The 15,885-nt window shown below is 65.7% G+C and carries 17 protein-coding genes; 11 read left to right on the forward strand and 6 right to left on the reverse strand.

Annotated elements, in window-relative coordinates; translation table 11 throughout:
* Positions 1-112: 112 nt before the first annotated feature.
* The 3 genes from rtcA to ACFPU0_RS20400 all read right to left on the reverse strand — a co-directional run bounded on the left by rtcA (position 113) and on the right by ACFPU0_RS20400 (position 4,353).
* The gene (gene rtcA, locus ACFPU0_RS20390; protein WP_377695093.1) at positions 113-1,138 is read right to left on the reverse strand and encodes an RNA 3'-terminal phosphate cyclase; all 1,026 of its coding nucleotides are present in this window, start codon (positions 1,136-1,138) and stop codon (positions 113-115) included.
* A gap of 25 nt (positions 1,139-1,163) precedes the next feature.
* Entirely contained in the window at positions 1,164-2,384 is a 1,221-nt protein-coding gene (locus ACFPU0_RS20395) for an RtcB family protein (protein ID WP_377695094.1), read from the reverse strand.
* Between the two features lie 115 nt (positions 2,385-2,499).
* Positions 2,500-4,353, reverse strand: a complete 1,854-nt coding sequence (locus ACFPU0_RS20400; RefSeq protein WP_377695095.1) for a DUF4105 domain-containing protein — start codon at positions 4,351-4,353, stop codon at positions 2,500-2,502.
* A gap of 164 nt (positions 4,354-4,517) precedes the next feature.
* Between ACFPU0_RS20400 and ACFPU0_RS20405 the strand changes: the two genes are divergently transcribed.
* The 6 genes from ACFPU0_RS20405 to ACFPU0_RS20430 all read left to right on the forward strand — a co-directional run bounded on the left by ACFPU0_RS20405 (position 4,518) and on the right by ACFPU0_RS20430 (position 9,817).
* Positions 4,518-4,841: a TraR/DksA family transcriptional regulator gene (locus tag ACFPU0_RS20405; RefSeq protein ID WP_377695096.1), complete on the forward strand. Its 324-nt coding sequence runs from the start codon at positions 4,518-4,520 to the stop codon at positions 4,839-4,841.
* An 89-nt stretch (positions 4,842-4,930) separates the two neighbouring features.
* Positions 4,931-7,441: a Lon protease family protein gene (locus ACFPU0_RS20410; RefSeq protein ID WP_377695097.1), complete on the forward strand. Its 2,511-nt coding sequence runs from the start codon at positions 4,931-4,933 to the stop codon at positions 7,439-7,441.
* Positions 7,442-7,654: 213 nt separating this feature from the next.
* A complete protein-coding gene (locus ACFPU0_RS20415) occupies positions 7,655-7,996 on the forward strand; it encodes a hypothetical protein (protein ID WP_377695098.1) in 342 nt (113 codons plus the stop codon).
* Between the two features lie 194 nt (positions 7,997-8,190).
* Positions 8,191-8,685, forward strand: a complete 495-nt coding sequence (locus ACFPU0_RS20420) for a TIGR00645 family protein (RefSeq protein ID WP_377695099.1) — start codon at positions 8,191-8,193, stop codon at positions 8,683-8,685.
* Positions 8,686-8,808: 123 nt separating this feature from the next.
* Positions 8,809-9,114, forward strand: coding sequence for a DUF6482 family protein (locus tag ACFPU0_RS20425; RefSeq protein WP_377695100.1), 306 nt, complete (start codon positions 8,809-8,811; stop codon positions 9,112-9,114).
* 85 nt (positions 9,115-9,199) lie between these two features.
* Positions 9,200-9,817, forward strand: coding sequence for an FKBP-type peptidyl-prolyl cis-trans isomerase (locus tag ACFPU0_RS20430; protein ID WP_377695101.1), 618 nt, complete (start codon positions 9,200-9,202; stop codon positions 9,815-9,817).
* A 119-nt stretch (positions 9,818-9,936) separates the two neighbouring features.
* Here the strand turns inward: ACFPU0_RS20430 and ACFPU0_RS20435 are convergent, their stop codons facing one another.
* Together ACFPU0_RS20435 and ACFPU0_RS20440 are read right to left on the reverse strand one after the other, a co-directional pair.
* Positions 9,937-10,179 carry a hypothetical protein gene (locus tag ACFPU0_RS20435; protein WP_377695102.1) on the reverse strand — a complete coding sequence of 81 codons (243 nt, stop codon included), beginning with the start codon at positions 10,177-10,179 and terminating at the stop codon, positions 9,937-9,939.
* 296 nt (positions 10,180-10,475) lie between these two features.
* Positions 10,476-11,444, reverse strand: coding sequence for a polyprenyl synthetase family protein (locus tag ACFPU0_RS20440; protein WP_377695103.1), 969 nt, complete (start codon positions 11,442-11,444; stop codon positions 10,476-10,478).
* A gap of 244 nt (positions 11,445-11,688) precedes the next feature.
* Here ACFPU0_RS20440 and rplU point away from each other — a divergent pair, with 244 nt between their 5' ends.
* The 5 genes from rplU to ACFPU0_RS20465 all read left to right on the forward strand — a co-directional run bounded on the left by rplU (position 11,689) and on the right by ACFPU0_RS20465 (position 15,315).
* A complete protein-coding gene (gene rplU / locus ACFPU0_RS20445; protein ID WP_016490856.1) occupies positions 11,689-12,000 on the forward strand; it encodes a 50S ribosomal protein L21 in 312 nt (103 codons plus the stop codon).
* Positions 12,001-12,024: 24 nt separating this feature from the next.
* Entirely contained in the window at positions 12,025-12,282 is a 258-nt protein-coding gene (gene rpmA / locus ACFPU0_RS20450; protein ID WP_120653000.1) for a 50S ribosomal protein L27, read from the forward strand.
* A 143-nt stretch (positions 12,283-12,425) separates the two neighbouring features.
* A complete protein-coding gene (gene cgtA / locus ACFPU0_RS20455) occupies positions 12,426-13,640 on the forward strand; it encodes an Obg family GTPase CgtA (protein WP_377695104.1) in 1,215 nt (404 codons plus the stop codon).
* A gap of 80 nt (positions 13,641-13,720) precedes the next feature.
* Positions 13,721-14,839 carry a glutamate 5-kinase gene (proB, locus tag ACFPU0_RS20460; protein ID WP_377695105.1) on the forward strand — a complete coding sequence of 373 codons (1,119 nt, stop codon included), beginning with the start codon at positions 13,721-13,723 and terminating at the stop codon, positions 14,837-14,839.
* An 11-nt stretch (positions 14,840-14,850) separates the two neighbouring features.
* Positions 14,851-15,315, forward strand: a complete 465-nt coding sequence (locus ACFPU0_RS20465) for a CreA family protein (RefSeq protein ID WP_377695107.1) — start codon at positions 14,851-14,853, stop codon at positions 15,313-15,315.
* A 103-nt stretch (positions 15,316-15,418) separates the two neighbouring features.
* On the opposite strand, the gene rpsT is transcribed toward ACFPU0_RS20465, so the two are convergent.
* Entirely contained in the window at positions 15,419-15,694 is a 276-nt protein-coding gene (rpsT, locus tag ACFPU0_RS20470; protein ID WP_069082204.1) for a 30S ribosomal protein S20, read from the reverse strand.
* Positions 15,695-15,885 lie beyond the last annotated feature (191 nt).

Below are 15,885 nucleotides of genomic sequence, written 5' to 3' on the forward strand. Positions count from 1 at the left end.
AAGGGCAGCGCAGCTGCCCCTCCTGGCCTTTGCAGGGCAGACCTGCGGCCTGCTTGGCGAATGAATTCGCCCCTACAGGTTCTGCACTTCCCGCCCTCCCCGTGATGAAACGTCAAGGCGCTCCGATGACGACGCGATAGCCGTTCCCGGCCAGCGCCTCGCTATGGATACGCACCGCAAGGAAGCGCTCGATCACCTGCCGGTTGCTCTGCAGGTGGTCGCTCAGGCTTGGCGTGGTGAAACTGCCGGCGCCGGCCAGGGCCATGGGCAACAGCAACTGGTCGGCCAGGTGCTCGCTCACCGCGCAGTGGCTTTCCATCCAGGCCTCGGCCTGGGCGATCGCCTGGCCGGCCACGCGCTCGGCGCTGATGCCGCGCTGGCCGAAGGCTGTGAAGGTCTCGCGGACCTGTTCGCAGTCGATTTCCAGCTGCAGCACATTGCCCGGCCCCTGGTCCTGGGGGAGGAAAACCAGTTGGCGTTCGTCTTCGCGCCAGCCGAGGCGGCGCCTTACCCGTTCCAGTTCGCGCTCGCCGATATGCATCGGCAGGCCGGCGAGCAGGGCGCGTGCCCGCCGCTGGCGGATCGCGCCGGGGCGCTCCAGGTGCAGCGGTTGCCAGTGCGCCGGCCGCACCCGGGCGAGGATCTCGCCGCCGCCGGCCGGGGCGAAGCCGTGCCGGAGCAACTCCAGCTCGACCTCCGCCCCCATCCGCCGCAGCAGCGGCAGCCAGCTGTGCTGCAGGAAGTCGACCGGTGGCGCCAGCGGGTTGTGGGTGCCGCCGGTGATCCGCACCTGGCTGTCGCCGCCGGCCATCAGCACTGCCGGCAGCAGGGTCTGCAACACCAGCGAACAGCTACCGGCAGTGCCGATGGCGAAGGCGTAGTGGCCGACGCGGATGGTGCCGGGGCGGAAGCTCAGCTCCCCCGAACCTAGTTCCGCACCCTCGACCTGCGCCCCGCAGACCTCGGCGGCGGCCCGCACGGCGGTCAGGTGCTGGCGCAGCAATCCGGGACGGCTGCGTCGGCCCCTGATGCTGTAGATGTGGAAGGGCCGGCCGCTGACCATCGACAGGCCGAGGGCGCTGCGCAGGAGCTGCCCGCCGCCTTCGTTGCCGTCGAGCTGGATCAGGTCCGGTTTCATGCTGTTCCTTGTGCGCGGCGCTGACTCAGCCTTTCACGCAGACCACCTGGCGCAGGGTGTGCACCACTTCCACCAGGTCGCGCTGGGCGGCCATCACCGCATCGATGTCCTTGTAGGCCATGGGGATCTCGTCGATCACGTCCTTGTCCTTGCGGCATTCCACGTGGGCGGTGGCGCGCACCTGGTCTTCCACGGTGAACAGCTTCTTCGCCCGTCCCCGGCTCATGGTGCGGCCGGCGCCGTGGCTGCAGGAGCAGAACGCCTCCTCGTTGCCCAGCCCGCGGACGATGAAGCTCTTGGCACCCATGGAGCCGGGGATGATGCCGAGCTCGCCCTTCTGCGCCGACACCGCGCCCTTGCGCGTCACCAGCACTTCGCGACCGAAGTGCCATTCCTTCTGCACATAGTTGTGGTGGCAGTTCACCGCCTCCAGGCTGGCCTCGAAGGGTTTGCCGATGGCCTTGCGGGCTGCGGCGATCACCGCCTGCATCATCAGGGCGCGGTTCTGCCGGGCGAAATCCTGGGCCCAGCCCACGGCCTCGACGTAGTCCTCGAAGTGCTTGCTGCCTTCTTCGAAGTAGGCCAGGTCCCGGTCCGGCAGGTTGGCCAGGTGCTGGCGCATGTCGGCCTGGGCCAGTTCGATGAACTGGGTGCCGATGGCGTTGCCCACCCCGCGCGAGCCGCTGTGGAGCATGAACCAGACGCGGTCGGCCTCGTCCAGGCAGACCTCGATGAAGTGGTTGCCGGTGCCCAGGGTGCCGAGGTGATGGCGGTTGTTGGTCTTTTCCAGCCGGGGGTACTTGGCGGTAATGGCCTTGAAGCGTACGGCCAGCGGGCGCCAGGCCTGGTCGGCGGCCTCCGGCACGTCATCCCAGGCGCCCTGGTCGCGTCTGCCGAAGGTCTTGCCGTGGGGCACTGCGTGTTCGATGGCGCTGCGCAGGCCGCGGAGGTTGTCCGGCAGGTCGGCGGCGCGCAGGGAGGTGAGGGCGGCGATCATGCCGCAGCCGATGTCCACGCCCACGGCGGCCGGAATGATCGCGCCCACGGTGGGAATCACGCTGCCGATGGTCGAGCCCTTGCCCAGGTGCACGTCGGGCATCACTGCCAGGTGCTTGAAGATGAAGGGCATCTTCGCCGTGTTGATCAGTTGCTGGCGGGCTTCCTCTTCCACCGGCACACCCTGGGTCCAGAGGTGGATGGGCTTGCCGCCGGCCACTTCCAGCAATTGCGGGCTGTTCGGTTTCATCTGCGCTGCCTGACTGATGGGGGGGATAACTATTCTGGGCCCGTTCGGGCAGGCCGGACACGCATCTTACCGGCGGAGCATCGACCGTAGGATGGGTGGAGCGAAGCGATACCCATCAATAGTGATACCACTTCAGCTCCAGCATCACCTCGTTCACCGGCTCGGTCAGCTGGCTGAACTCGCGCTGCGCCGAGAGTCGCAGGCCGAGGTTGCGGGAGATTTCCCACTGCTGGTTGAGGGACAGGCGGCGCCGTACTTCGCCGTTGTGGAAATAGTCGCCGGAGGCTTCCAGGCTCAGGCTGCCCAGCGGGTTGTGCCAGAGCAGGCCGGTGTCGAAGCCGGCGGCGCTGGCGATGAAGGGCACGAAGTCCTGGTTGTGCTCGACACGGGCCGTGACCAGGGCGAAGCCCAGGGTCTCGTCGTTCAGCTGCCAGGAACCGCCGATGCCGCCGTTCAGGTGGCTGACCAGGCGTTCGTCGCCGTCTTCGCCGGGAACCCGCTCGAGACCGCCAGCCACCTGCCAGGACCAGGGCTTGAGCAGTTCGCCGCGCGGGGTCAGGGAGCGGATGGTGGCCAGGTCCAGACGTTGCAGTTGCCAGTGGTTGTCCTCGTACTGGCGCAGCTTGAGCTGGAGGATCTCGATCTGCGCGCCCAGGGGAAAACCGGACAGGTTGTCGTTGAGGTCGTGGTAGGCCATGCGCAGGCCGTATTCGGCGAAGGCCCGGTCCTCGCGGCTGCCCAGGCCCAGTTGCCAGGTGCGGGATTCGTGGCCGTCCTCGGGCAGGTCGGGGCGTTCCACCTCGAGCTCCGGCGGCGGATTGCGGTTGATGCCCTGCAGCAGCTTGTAGCTGCGGGTGGCGTTTTCCCGGGTGCGTTCCTCGCCGGTGGTGCGGTAACGCACCAGGCGGAAGGCGGCGTCCTGGACCAGGGCCCGGCGCGGGGCGGGCAGGGCGAGGAAGTCCGGGGCCTCCAGCAGCTTCTCGTCATCGGTGAGAAGCAGTACCCATCGCTGTTCGGCGTCGTCCAGGGGCTCGGCGCGGGCCAGCAGCTCCTTCTCCCGCGAAGGGCGGTAGTCGATGGACTCCACCAGCCCGGCCTGCTTGACCGCGCGCACGGTGTCGGTGGGGATCGCGGTGATGGGGAACTGCTCGGTGAGCTCGATGCCGGGGCGGGCGATCTCCAGCAGTTCCAGCAGGCGGTAGGAGCAGTTCTCGTCGAAGAAGTAGTAGTCGAAGCGGATCTGCTTGAGTTCCCAGACGTGTTCCACCATGCGTCCGGTCTCCGCGGGGCTGAGATTCAGGCGGTATTCCCAGAGATCGCGGTTCTCCAGGCGGCTGTATTCCTTGAGCTTCTCGCGGTAGGGCACCAGGGCGAAGAGGCCGGGGTAGCCGCCCATCAGGCCCTTCCAGGCATAGAGGATGCTGTTGTCCGAGCCCTCGATGAAGGCGCCGAAGTTCAGCGCGTAGCTGAGCATCACCGTGTTGTTCTCGTGGATGTCCGGCTGGTCGATGCGCAGCAGGGTGTGGCCGAACATGGAGGACGGGCTGTTCAGGTAGGCGGCGGGGAACACCAGCACCGTGCTGTGCGGGTTGACGTCGGCGTACCAGGCCTGGAATTCGCTGCAGGCCGGTTGCGGCAGGTCGTTCAGCTGCAGTTGCTGGCGCAGCCAGCGGGTCCGCGCGGGGTAGGTGCACTGCGGGTGCCGGTCGCCGAGGCTGGCGGGGGCGTAGAGAGCGTCCAGCGTGGCGCGCAGTTCGGCCGCCGGGTTGTTCGCCCCGTCCGCTGCGAGGAAGAAGTCCGGATCATCCACATAGCTGCGCCAGCCGCCCAGCTTGCCGGTCTCGTAGTGGCCCAGGGCTATCCAGTAGGGATCATCGGCCAGCGCCTCAAGGCGTTCGGCGGGGAGTTGGGGGGCGGCGTGGGCGGTGATCCAGGAGCACAGGGCGAGGTACGGCAAAATCCGTTTCAAGGGCGCAGCTCTTCTTCACGAGAGGTTCGTTGGCCGGAGCTTTGGGTACGGTCGGGGCGGGTGTCAAGCAAGGCCAGGGCCGGCTTTTGCGCAAGTTTGCCCTGCCGGGATGCAGGCTGCGTTACAGCGTCCACACTTAGGGGGTGAACAGGGGAGATTCCCGCATGACCGCCACCGACCCTCGGGCCGCCCTCGACGCCCTGATTGTGGAATATACCGCGCGTGCCAACGCCATCCGCGAAGACCTGGCCCGCAGCCATTCGCCGGACTTCGCCGAACAGGCCCTGCAGCGGGAGAACGACGAGGTCCTGGAGGCCATCCTCGCCGAGACCGAGGCGGCGCTGCGCCGTGTGGGGCTGGCCAAGCTGCGTCTGGCCGACGGCAGCTACGGCTATTGCCAGCGTTGCGGCGAGCCCATAGAGCCGGCGCGCCTCGCCGTGCTGCCGGCGGCCGAATATTGCCTGGGCTGCGCCGACCTGGCGCGTTGATCCGGCGCTGGCGCAATGCCTTGCCAGTAATGTCGGGGCGGCGCCAGAATGCGGCCATCGCTTTCTTGCCGAGCCATTAAGGACACTCGATGCCTGACTCCTTCGCTGCCAGCCTGCGACTGGCGCCCGATGCGCTGACCCGTCCCTTCGAGCCCCATCAGTTCAGTTTCACGACCACCGACGATCTGGAGCCCTTTCGCGGCGTGCTCGGCCAGGAACGTGCGGTGGAGGCCCTGCAATTCGGCGTCGCCATGCCACGTCCCGGCTACAACGTCTATGTGATGGGCGAGCCGGGCACCGGCCGCTTCTCCTTCGTCCAGCGCTACCTCAAGGCCGAGGGCAAGCGCCTGGCGACCCCGGTGGACTGGGTCTACGTCAACAACTTCGACGAGCCCCGCGAGCCCCGTGCCCTGCAGCTTCCTGCGGGCGAGGCGAGCGACTTCATCAGCGATATCGAGCACCTGGTGGACAACCTGCTGGCCACCTTCCCGGCGGTGTTCGAGACGCCCACCTTCCAGCAGAAGAAGAGCGCCATCGACCGCGCCTTCAACCAGCGCTACGACCGGGCCCTGGACATCATCGAGCGCCTGGCCCTGGACAAGGACGTGGCGCTCTACCGCGACAGCGCCAACATCGCCTTCACCCCCATGAAGGACGGCAAGGCCCTGGACGAGGCCGACTTCGCCCAGTTGCCGGAAGCCGAGCGCGAGCGTTTCCACGAGGACATCGCGGCGCTGGAGGAACGCCTCAACGAGGAACTGTCCAGCCTGCCGCAGTGGAAGCGCGAGTCCAGCAATCAGCTGCGCCAGCTGAACGAGGACACCATCACCCAGGCCCTGCAGCCGCTGCTCTCGCCGCTGTCCGAGAAGTATGCCGAGAACGCCGGCGTGGTGGCCTATCTGCAGGCCATGCAGTGCAACCTGCTGAAGACGGTGGTGGACCAGCTGCTGGACGAGAAGCCGGACGCCCAGCGCCGCGAGCTGCTGGAAGAGCAATACTGCCCGAGCCTGGTGGTGGGCCATCACGCCAGCGGTGGCGCGCCGGTGGTGTTCGAGTCCCACCCGACCTACGACAACCTGTTCGGCCGCATCGAATACGGCACCGACCAGGGCGCCCTCTACACCAGCTATCGCCAGCTGCGCCCCGGCGCGCTGCACCGCGCCAACGGCGGCTTCCTGGTGCTGGAGGCGGAGAAGCTGCTGAGCGAGCCCTTCGTCTGGGACGCCCTGAAGCGCGCCCTGCATTCGCGCAAGCTGAAGATGGAGTCCCCCCTCGCGGAGCTGGGGCGCCTGGCCACCGTGACCCTGACGCCCCAGGTGATCCCGCTGCAGGTGAAGGTGCTGATCATCGGCTCGCGCCAGCTCTACTACACCCTGCAGGACCTGGACCCGGACTTCCAGGAGATGTTCCGGGTGCTGGTGGACTTCGATGAGGAGATCACCCTGTCGGACGACAGCCTGGAACAGTTCGCCCAGTTGCTGAGGACCCGCACTTCGGAGGAAGGCATGGCGCCGCTGACCGCCGCCGCCGTCGCCGGCCTGGCGACCTACAGCGCACGCCTGGCCGAGCATCAGGGACGCCTCTCGGCACGCATCGGCGACCTTTTCCAACTGGTCAGCGAGGCCGACTTCATCCGCCAGCTGGCGGGCGAGGCGGTGACCGACGCCGACCATATCGAGCGTGCCCTCAAGGCCAAGGCGACCCGCACCGGCCGGGTGTCGGCGCGCATCCTCGACGACATGCTGGCCGGCATCATCCTGATCGACACCGCCGGCGCCGCAGTGGGCAAGTGCAACGGCCTCACCGTACTGGAAGTGGGCGATTCGGCCTTCGGCGTGCCGGCGCGGATCTCCGCCACCGTCTACCCGGGGACATCGGGCATCGTCGATATCGAGCGCGAGGTCAACCTCGGCCAACCCATCCACTCCAAGGGCGTGATGATCCTCACCGGCTACCTCGGCAGCCGTTATGCCCAGGAGTTTCCCCTGGAGATTTCCGCGAGCATCGCCCTGGAGCAGTCCTACGGCTATGTGGATGGCGACAGTGCCTCCCTCGGCGAGGCCTGCACCCTGATCTCCGCCCTGTCGCGCACGCCCCTCAAGCAGTGCTTCGCCATCACCGGTTCGATCAACCAGTTCGGCGAGGTGCAGGCGGTGGGCGGGGTCAACGAGAAGATCGAAGGCTTCTTCCGCCTCTGCGAGGCCCGCGGGCTGACCGGTGAGCAGGGGGTGATCATTCCCCACGCCAACGTCACCAACCTGATGCTCGGCGAGCGGGTGCTGGAGGCGGTGCGCAAGGGCCGTTTCCACGTCTACGCGGTGCGCCAGGCCGACGAGGCACTGAGCCTGCTGGTGGGCGAGCCGGCCGGCATGCCCGACGACAAGGGCCAGTTCCCGGAGGGCAGCGTCAACGCCCGCGTGGTGGCGCGTCTGCGGGAAATCGCCGAGATGGGGCTGGAGGAAGAAGAGAAGGCCGGGCCCGCCCAGGAGGTGGTCGACGCCGTGTCCAAGGCCGCCGCGCCACCCAAGCCGGCCCGCAAGGGGCCGAAGCAGGAGCCGGGCAAGGTGCCGGCTGCGGACAAGAGCCAGGGCCCGTCCTGATCGACGCCGCGACCTGCCATGCCGGGACTGGTTCCCGGTATGGCTGGTCAGTCATTGAGCGGCGGGCGCCGATCCCCGCGAAGAGCCTGTCCCGCTGCCTTTCCCTCACCCTGTTCACAGGATTATCCACAGCTGGCGTGGATAAGCTTCGCGCTTTCGCAGGTCCAAACTCGGGTGTAGGCTGAAAAACAGGCCCCTGCGAGGAAAGCCGCCATGACGCGCAACCTCTGCCTTACCCGCCAATGCCTGGGACTGGTGACTCGGATCGAATGCGTGATCCGTCCACTGGCGGGAGAGAATGGACTCTGGACCCTGCTCTGTGCGGCAGGAATGTCGGGGGAGCAGCCCTCGGCCATCAAAGCCCAGGGCCCTTTCCATGGGCCTCTCGTGGCCGAGTCGGTGCTCTCCGCGATCGCCGATTGCCTGGCCGAGCAGGGCTATACCGAAGCCCACGACCCGCCGATCTGGCGTCTGCACCTGCAGGGTGAATTGCGGCGACTCAATGGCACGCGTTGTCGCAACCTGGGTGACTACCAGTTCCGTCCGGAAAGCTGAGGCGCCATTCGCCGGCCAGCTTTTGAGCAGCTGCCGCAAAGCGGCAGGGAAAGGGCGGTGTGTAGGACGTTCCAGTGCTCGTGCACAGACTTATCCACAGTGTTTGGGGATATTTCGTCAGGGGTTGCCATTATTTTTCTGTAGGAAAGTCATCGCTATACTCGCGGCCGGTTTTTTATTGACTGCGAGAAGCCATGGAACGCTTTCTAGAAAATTCGATGTACACCGCACGCTGGCTGCTGGCGCCCATTTACCTCGGCCTGTCCCTGGCGCTGCTGGCACTGACCCTGAAGTTCTTCCAGGAGATCGTGCACATCCTGCCCCATGTGTTCGAGAAGACCGAGGCGGACCTGATCCTGGTGCTGCTCTCGCTGATCGACATGTCGCTGGTGGGCGGCCTGCTGGTGATGGTGATGATTTCCGGCTACGAGAACTTCGTTTCGCAGCTGGATATCGATGAGGACAAGGAAAAGCTGAGCTGGCTCGGCAAGATGGATTCCGGGTCGCTGAAGATGAAAGTGGCCGCTTCCATCGTGGCGATTTCCTCCATCCACCTGCTGCGGATCTTCATGGATGCGCAGAACATCGATAACGACAAGATCCTCTGGTATGTCGTCCTGCACATGACCTTCGTCATCTCGGCCTTCGCCATGGGCTACCTGGACAAGATGACCAAGCACGACCACTGATCGCCGCTTCGCGGCCGCCCGCACCGCCCGCCCGCCGAAAAGCGGACGGGCGGTTGCGTTTCCGGCGTCCACATCCGGCCTCGTGCATTAGATTTGAGGTGTACAGCGCGCGAGGGCGACGCCATGAAACTGCACGACCTCACCAGCCATGCCCGCGCCGGGCACGTCGAAGAAATCAACCTGATCTCCCTCGAGGGGGGCATCTACCTGCTGGAAGCCCGAATCGATGGGCGCTCCCATAGCCTGGACGACGGCCACGGCCACGCCGTGCACCTGCGTTCGGTGGAGCACGCGCGGGAGGTGCTGCACGAGTTCCCGGAGCTTCCCTTCCATCTGGTGCACGACGTGGTGCATGACGAGATGTGCGGGATGGAAGCGGACAGCCAGGACACCGTGCGAGTCCCGATCTCGACCCGCGTTTCCCACTAGCGCAGCGTCACTGAGCGGAGCTCGCGCCGGGAAGGGGAAGCTGTGCTAGTCTGGCCGGCCTTTTTTCCCTGAGCGGAGTTCCGCCATGTCCCAACTCGACCTTTCCACCGACGAAACCCGCGTCAGCTACGGCATCGGCCGTCAGCTCGGCGACCAGATCCGTGACAACCCCCCGCCCGGCGTGAGCCTGGACGCCGTGCTCGCCGGCCTCAGCGATGCCTTCCAGGGCCTGGAAAGCCGCGTCGACGGCGCTGCGCTGTCGGCCAGCTTCCGCGTGATCCGCGAGCGCATGCAGGCAGAAGCCCAGGTCAAGGCCGAAGCCGCCGCTGGCGCCGGCCGTACCTACCTGGAAGAGAACGCCAAGCGTGAAGGCGTGACCGTCCTGGCGTCCGGCCTGCAGTACGAAGTGCTGGTGGCGGGCGAGGGCGCCAAGCCGTCGGCCGAAGACACCGTGCGTACCCACTACCACGGCACCCTGATCGACGGCACCGTGTTCGACAGCTCCTACGATCGTGGCCAGCCGGCCGAATTCCCGGTGGGCGGCGTGATCGCAGGCTGGGTCGAAGCCCTGCAGCTGATGAATACCGGCAGCAAGTGGCGCCTGCACGTGCCGAGCGAGCTGGCCTATGGCGGCCAGGCCGTCGGCAGCATCCCGCCGCACAGCGTGCTGGTGTTCGATGTGGAGCTCCTGGACATCCTCTGATCCAGGTTGCCCCCGGGCGTGCCGTCCCTGGCTCGCCCGGGAACCGGCGAGGGCGCCTTTGCCCTCGCGCCGGTCCTGTGGATGATGCGTCCTGCGTCATCCCCTGTCCCCGATCCTGCTCAGTGCGCCTCGCCATGGGGCCGTAGCGCCCTGGCATAGCAGAACAGGAAGAGGGTGCGTACCAGTTCCTTGAGCACCAGGGGTTCGCTGGAGTTCAGGCCGGCCATGTCGAGGTCGCCCTGGTCGCGAAGTTCGTCCAGGGCCTCTTCTTCGAGTACGGCGCAGACCTCACCGGTTTCCCGGTGGAGAATCCGCAGGTAGGGGTGGGGGCGATCCAGCCAGGCATCGATCAGGTAGGTCATGGCTCATCTCCTTGAGAAAAGTAGAGATGAGAATAATTCCTATTATCGAAATAGCAAGTGTCAATCGATGCCTTTCGTCGCGGCAGAAAAAAGCCCGTCGCAGGGACGGGTTCTTTCGGTGCTCCCGAGTTTCGTAGGATGGGTAGAGCGGAGCGAAACCCATGCTGTCGGCGCGGTGTCGATGGGTTTCGCAGGCTCACGGAGCGCTGCCCGCCCCATCCTGCTCGAGCGTCTGAGCCGCCAGTGGGCGCAAAAAAAGCCCGTCGCAGGGAGGGGCTCTTTCGGTGCTTCGGAACTCAGTGGGTCCGCGCGACGGCGAATTCGGTGAGTTCGACCAGGGCGTCGCGATAGGGGCCGGGCGGTAGTACGTCCAGGCAGGCGATGGCGCGTGCGGCGTATTCGCGGGCCAGGCGCGCGGTGTAGTCCAGTGCGCCGGCGGCTTCGACGGCGGCACGGATGCCTTCGAGGTCCTGGCTGCCGCCCTGCTGGATGGCCTTGCGCACCAGGCTGGCCTGTTCCGCGGTGCCATCGCGCATGGTGGCGATCAGCGGCAGCGTCGGCTTGCCTTCGGCCAGGTCGTCACCGACGTTCTTGCCGAGGGTGGCCGCGTCGCCACGGTAGTCGAGCAGGTCGTCCACCAGCTGGAAGGCGATGCCCAGGGCGTCGCCGAACTGGCGCAGGGACTCGGCCTGTTCGGCGCTGGCACCGGCCAGCATGGCCGCGCTGTGGGTGGAGGCCTCGAACAGCATCGCGGTCTTGCCGCGGATGACTTCCATGTAGGTTTCTTCGGTGGTGCTGGCGTCGCGGATCTTCGACAGCTGCAGCACTTCGCCTTCGGCGATGACCCGGGTGGCCTGGGAGATGATGCGCATCACCGGCATGGAGCCGAGTTCCACCATCATTTCGAAGGAGCGGGCATAGAGGAAGTCGCCCACCAGCACGCTGGGTGCGTTGCCCCAGAGCGCGTTGGCGGTGGAACGGCCGCGGCGCAGGCCGGAGGCGTCTACCACGTCGTCGTGGAGGAGGGTGGAGGTATGCAGGAACTCGATGGTCGCGGCCAGCAGGCGCAACTGGTCGCCGCCGAAGCCCAGGGCGTTGCCGCTGAGCAGCACCAGCAGTGGGCGCAGGCGCTTGCCGCCGGCGGAAACGATGTAGTCACCGATCTTTTCCACCAGGGGAACGCGGGAGGTCAGTTGCCGACGAATGATATCGTCGACTGCGGTAAAATCGTCCGCCACCACGCGGTAGAAAGCCTGGGGTTGCATCAGCCGGAAGTGCTCCTGTTAGGTTGCGCGGCATGCTAGGGACCGCGCTGGGGGCTGTCAAGGCGAGCCCCGGCGGTGCTTGCGCGGCAATCGCGGCTTGCGTACAATCGCGGCCCCTGAACTTCCTTGGGCATTTTCCTGCCTTACGCAATTGCACGGGTGTCAGTTCCGGCCCCATGCAGCCATGCCGACCCATACCTCTTTCTATAAAGCGTCGGGTGAGCAGGTTTAACGGAGAAAATCCATGTACGCAGTTATCGTTACCGGCGGCAAGCAATACAAAGTCGCTGAAGGTGAATTCCTGAAGATCGAGAAGCTCGAAGTCGCCACCGGCGAATCCGTGACTTTCGATCGCGTCCTGCTGATCGGCAATGGCGAAGACGTGAAAATCGGTGCTCCGGTCGTCGATGGCGCCAAAGTAGTCGCTGAAGTGGTCTCCCAGGGCCGTCACGACAAAGTGCGCATCATCAAGTTCCGCCGTCGTAAGCACCACATGAAGCGCCAGGGCCACCGCCAGTGGTTCACTGAAATCAAGATCACCGGCATCCAGGCCTAATTTCCTTTTTGGAGGATTTGACTCATGGCACACAAAAAAGCTGGCGGTTCTACCCGCAACGGCCGCGACTCAGAAAGTAAACGCCTTGGCGTGAAGCTGTTCGGCGGCCAGGTTGTCAAGGCCGGCAACATCATCGTGCGTCAGCGCGGCACCAAGTTCCACGCCGGCGTCGGCGTTGGCCTGGGCAAGGATCACACCCTGTTCGCGAAAGTGGACGGCGTGATCAAGTTCGAGGTCAAAGGTGCTTTCGGTCGCAAGTACGTAAGCATCGTCGCGGCCTGATCGCGATCTCGCTGGAAAAGCCCCGTCTTGCGACGGGGCTTTTTCGTTTCTGCGTCACGGAAACCCTGCATCATTAGCCGGGGTTCCCTGTATTCTATGTGCTTTGTTTTTCTCAACCCGTCCCCGTGGCGGGAGGCGTCCTGATGAAATTCGTCGATGAAGTATCGATCTTTGTAAAAGCGGGCGACGGCGGCAACGGCCTGATGAGTTTCCGTCGCGAAAAATTCATTGAAAAGGGCGGCCCCAACGGTGGTGACGGGGGCGATGGCGGCTCCGTGTACATGGAGGCCGATCCGAACCTCAACACCCTGGTGGACTACCGCTACACCCGTCGCTTCGACGCCCAGCGTGGCGAAAACGGCGGCAGCAAGGACTGTACCGGGCGCAAGGGCGATGACCTGACCCTGCCGGTGCCGGTGGGCACCACCGTGATCGATGCCGCTACCCAGGAAATCATCGGCGACCTGACCAAGCCCGGTCAGCGCCTGCTGGTGGCCCAGGGCGGCTGGCACGGCCTGGGCAATACCCGATTCAAGTCCAGCACCAACCGCGCGCCGCGCCAGACCACCAAGGGCAAGCCGGGCGAGTCCCGCGACCTCAAGCTGGAGCTGAAGGTGCTGGCCGATGTCGGTCTGCTGGGCCTGCCGAACGCGGGCAAGAGCACCTTCATCCGTGCCGTATCCGCCGCCAAGCCGAAGGTGGCCGACTACCCCTTCACCACCCTGGTGCCGAACCTGGGTGTGGTCAGCGTCGGTCGTTTCAAGTCCTTCGTGGTGGCCGACATCCCTGGCCTGATCGAAGGCGCTGCCGATGGTGCCGGCCTGGGTATCCGCTTCCTCAAGCACCTGGCGCGTACCCGTCTGCTCCTGCACATTGTCGACATGGCGCCGCTGGACGAAAGCGATCCGGCCGAGGCTGCCGCGACCATCATCGAAGAGCTGGGGCGCTTCAGTCCCGCCCTGACCGAGCGCGATCGCTGGCTGGTGCTGAACAAGGCCGACCAACTGCTCGACGAGGATCGTGACGCGCGCATGAAGGCCGTGCTCGAGCGTCTGGGTTGGGCAGGTCCGGTGTTCGTGATCTCCGCCCTGGAGCGCGAAGGTACCGAGGCGCTGTCCCAGGAGATCATGCGCTACCTCGATGAGCGTACCCTGCGCATGGAAGAGGAGCCGGAGTACGCCGAGCAGCTCGCCGAGCTGGACCAGCGCATCGAGGATGAGGCCCGTGCTCGCCTGCAGGCCATGGACGACCAGCGTGCCCTGCGCCGTGCCGGCCTGAAGGGTGCCGCTGCTGACGATGATGACGATTTCGACGACGAGGATGACGGCGACGGGCCGGAAATCTTCTACGTACCCTGATCCCGGCGCCACCCGGCGCAGTGGGATGTTCGCATGGCCGCGCGCCTTGCCGCGCGGCCTTCTAGCTAAGGTTGGACGATATGCGGGACAAGGTGACTGGCGCGCAGCGCTGGGTGGTGAAGATCGGTAGTGCTTTGCTGACGGCCGATGGTCGCGGGCTGGATCGCTCGTCCATGGCGGTCTGGGTCGAGCAGATGGTGGCCCTGCGCAGTGCGGGGGTGGAGCTGGTGCTGGTGTCGTCCGGCGCCGTGGCGGCGGGCATGAGCCGCCTCGGCTGGCAGGCTCGTCCAAGTGCTGTCCACGAACTGCAGGCCGCTGCCGCGGTGGGGCAGATGGGGCTGGTGCAGGCCTGGGAGTCCAGCTTCGCCGAGCATGGCCGGCATACCGCGCAGATCCTGCTGACCCATGATGACCTGTCCGACCGCAAGCGCTACCTGAACGCCCGCAGCACCCTGCGGACCCTGGTGGAGCTAGGCGCCATTCCGGTGATCAACGAGAACGACACCGTGGTCACCGACGAAATCCGCTTCGGCGACAACGACACCCTGGCGGCCCTGGTGGCCAACCTGGTGGAGGCCGACCTGCTGGTGATCCTCACTGATCGCGATGGCATGTTCGATGCCGACCCGCGCCACAATCCCGATGCCCAGCTGATTTTCGAGGCTCGTGCCGACGACCCGGCCCTGGATGCCGTGGCGGGCGGTACCGGCGGCGCGCTGGGGCGTGGCGGCATGCAGACCAAGCTGCGCGCGGCGCGCCTGGCGGCCCGTTCCGGCGCCCATACGGTGATAGTCGGAGGGCGCATCGAGCGGGTGCTGGATCGCCTCAAGTCCGGCGAGCGCCTGGGTACCCTGCTGGCGCCCGAGCGCGGCCTGCTGGCCGCGCGCAAGCAGTGGCTGGCCGGCCACCTGCAGACGCGCGGCACCCTGGTGCTGGACGCGGGTGCGGTCAAGGCGCTGCGCCAGGACCGCAAGAGCCTGCTGCCGGTTGGCGTGAAGGCCGTCCAGGGCAGTTTCCGTCGTGGCGAAATGGTCGTTTGCGTCGGGCCTGATGGTGCCGAGATCGCTCGCGGCCTGGCCAACTACAGCGCGCTGGAGGCACAGAAGATCATCGGCCAGCCTTCCGATCTCATCGAGAAGCTGCTGGGCTACGTGGACGAACCTGAGCTGGTGCATCGGGACAACCTGGTCCTGGTGTGAGGGGGGAAGGGATGCGATTGATCCAGGGTATGGCGGCGGCGCTGTTGATGATGCCGCTGCTGGCGGCGGCCGAGGAAATCGGTACGGTGTCCACCGTGTTCAAGTGGGTGGGGCCGAATGACAAGATAGTGGTCGAGGCTTTCGACGATCCCGGGGTGGAGGGCGTGACCTGCTACCTGTCGCGCGCCAAGACCGGTGGCGTGAAAGGTGGCCTGGGCCTGGCCGAGGATCGTGCCGAGGCGTCCATCGCCTGCCGTCAGGTCGGTGCCATTCGCTTCAAGGGCGAGCTCAAGGATGGCGAGGAGGTGTTCAAGGAGCGCACCTCGCTGGTATTCAAGACCATGCAGGTGGTGCGCTTCTTCGACCGCAAGCGCAACACCCTGGTCTATCTGGTCTACAGCGACCGGGTGATCGAGGGCAGCCCGCAGAACGCGGTCACTGCGATCCCGATCCAGCCCTGGCCGAGCAGGCCTTGAGCTGGTGAAAAGGAGCCCGGCATTGCCGGGCTTTTTCATGGGTGTGTTTTTCGCAGGCAATAAAAAACCGGCCAGAAGGCCGGTTTTTTACAAGAACTCAAGCTTAGGCAGCAGCCTGGCCGAGCGCCTTGATGTGGGCGTTCAGGCGGCTCTTGTGACGAGCAGCTTTGTTCTTGTGGATGATGCCTTTGTCGGCCATGCGGTCGATCACCGGAACAGCGGCGGTGAAAGCGGCTTGAGCCTTGGGCAGGTCTTTGGCGTCGATAGCCTTGACCACGTTCTTGATGTAGGTACGAACCATGGAGCGCAGGCTGGCGTTATGGCTACGACGCTTCTCAGCCTGTTTGGCGCGTTTTTTGGCAGAAGGTGTGTTGGCCACCGTCAAGCTCCTCGAAACTGGGGGATTGAATCAAATTAAGGCCGCGAATCATGCCCACGTGACTTGGCCTTGTCAAGGGCGATCAGGCAGGTTTGGCGACGAGCGTAAGCTCCTGCCGCGGGATGATTTTATCCCGCCCGGACTCTACACTCGGCAGCCTCGACCGACCGCCGGCAGTTTACCGGTGCGTC

The sequence above is a fragment of the Pseudomonas sp. GCM10022186 genome, from assembly GCF_042656385.1.
GTDB lineage: Bacteria > Pseudomonadota > Gammaproteobacteria > Pseudomonadales > Pseudomonadaceae > Metapseudomonas.

Coding starts and splice junctions, on each gene's coding strand:
- ACFPU0_RS20430 (WP_377695101.1), top strand. CDS start 9,200: ATGTCCCAACTCGACCTTTCCACCGACGAAACCCGCGTCAGCTACGGC.
- ACFPU0_RS20440 (WP_377695103.1), bottom strand. CDS start 11,444: ATGCAACCCCAGGCTTTCTACCGCGTGGTGGCGGACGATTTTACCGCA.
- ACFPU0_RS20395 (WP_377695094.1), bottom strand. CDS start 2,384: ATGAAACCGAACAGCCCGCAATTGCTGGAAGTGGCCGGCGGCAAGCCC.
- rpmA (WP_120653000.1), top strand. CDS start 12,025: ATGGCACACAAAAAAGCTGGCGGTTCTACCCGCAACGGCCGCGACTCA.
- ACFPU0_RS20420 (WP_377695099.1), top strand. CDS start 8,191: ATGGAACGCTTTCTAGAAAATTCGATGTACACCGCACGCTGGCTGCTG.
- ACFPU0_RS20405 (WP_377695096.1), top strand. CDS start 4,518: ATGACCGCCACCGACCCTCGGGCCGCCCTCGACGCCCTGATTGTGGAA.
- rtcA (WP_377695093.1), bottom strand. CDS start 1,138: ATGAAACCGGACCTGATCCAGCTCGACGGCAACGAAGGCGGCGGGCAG.
- ACFPU0_RS20465 (WP_377695107.1), top strand. CDS start 14,851: ATGCGATTGATCCAGGGTATGGCGGCGGCGCTGTTGATGATGCCGCTG.
- ACFPU0_RS20410 (WP_377695097.1), top strand. CDS start 4,931: ATGCCTGACTCCTTCGCTGCCAGCCTGCGACTGGCGCCCGATGCGCTG.
- proB (WP_377695105.1), top strand. CDS start 13,721: ATGCGGGACAAGGTGACTGGCGCGCAGCGCTGGGTGGTGAAGATCGGT.
- rplU (WP_016490856.1), top strand. CDS start 11,689: ATGTACGCAGTTATCGTTACCGGCGGCAAGCAATACAAAGTCGCTGAA.
- ACFPU0_RS20425 (WP_377695100.1), top strand. CDS start 8,809: ATGAAACTGCACGACCTCACCAGCCATGCCCGCGCCGGGCACGTCGAA.
- ACFPU0_RS20415 (WP_377695098.1), top strand. CDS start 7,655: ATGACGCGCAACCTCTGCCTTACCCGCCAATGCCTGGGACTGGTGACT.
- cgtA (WP_377695104.1), top strand. CDS start 12,426: ATGAAATTCGTCGATGAAGTATCGATCTTTGTAAAAGCGGGCGACGGC.
- ACFPU0_RS20435 (WP_377695102.1), bottom strand. CDS start 10,179: ATGACCTACCTGATCGATGCCTGGCTGGATCGCCCCCACCCCTACCTG.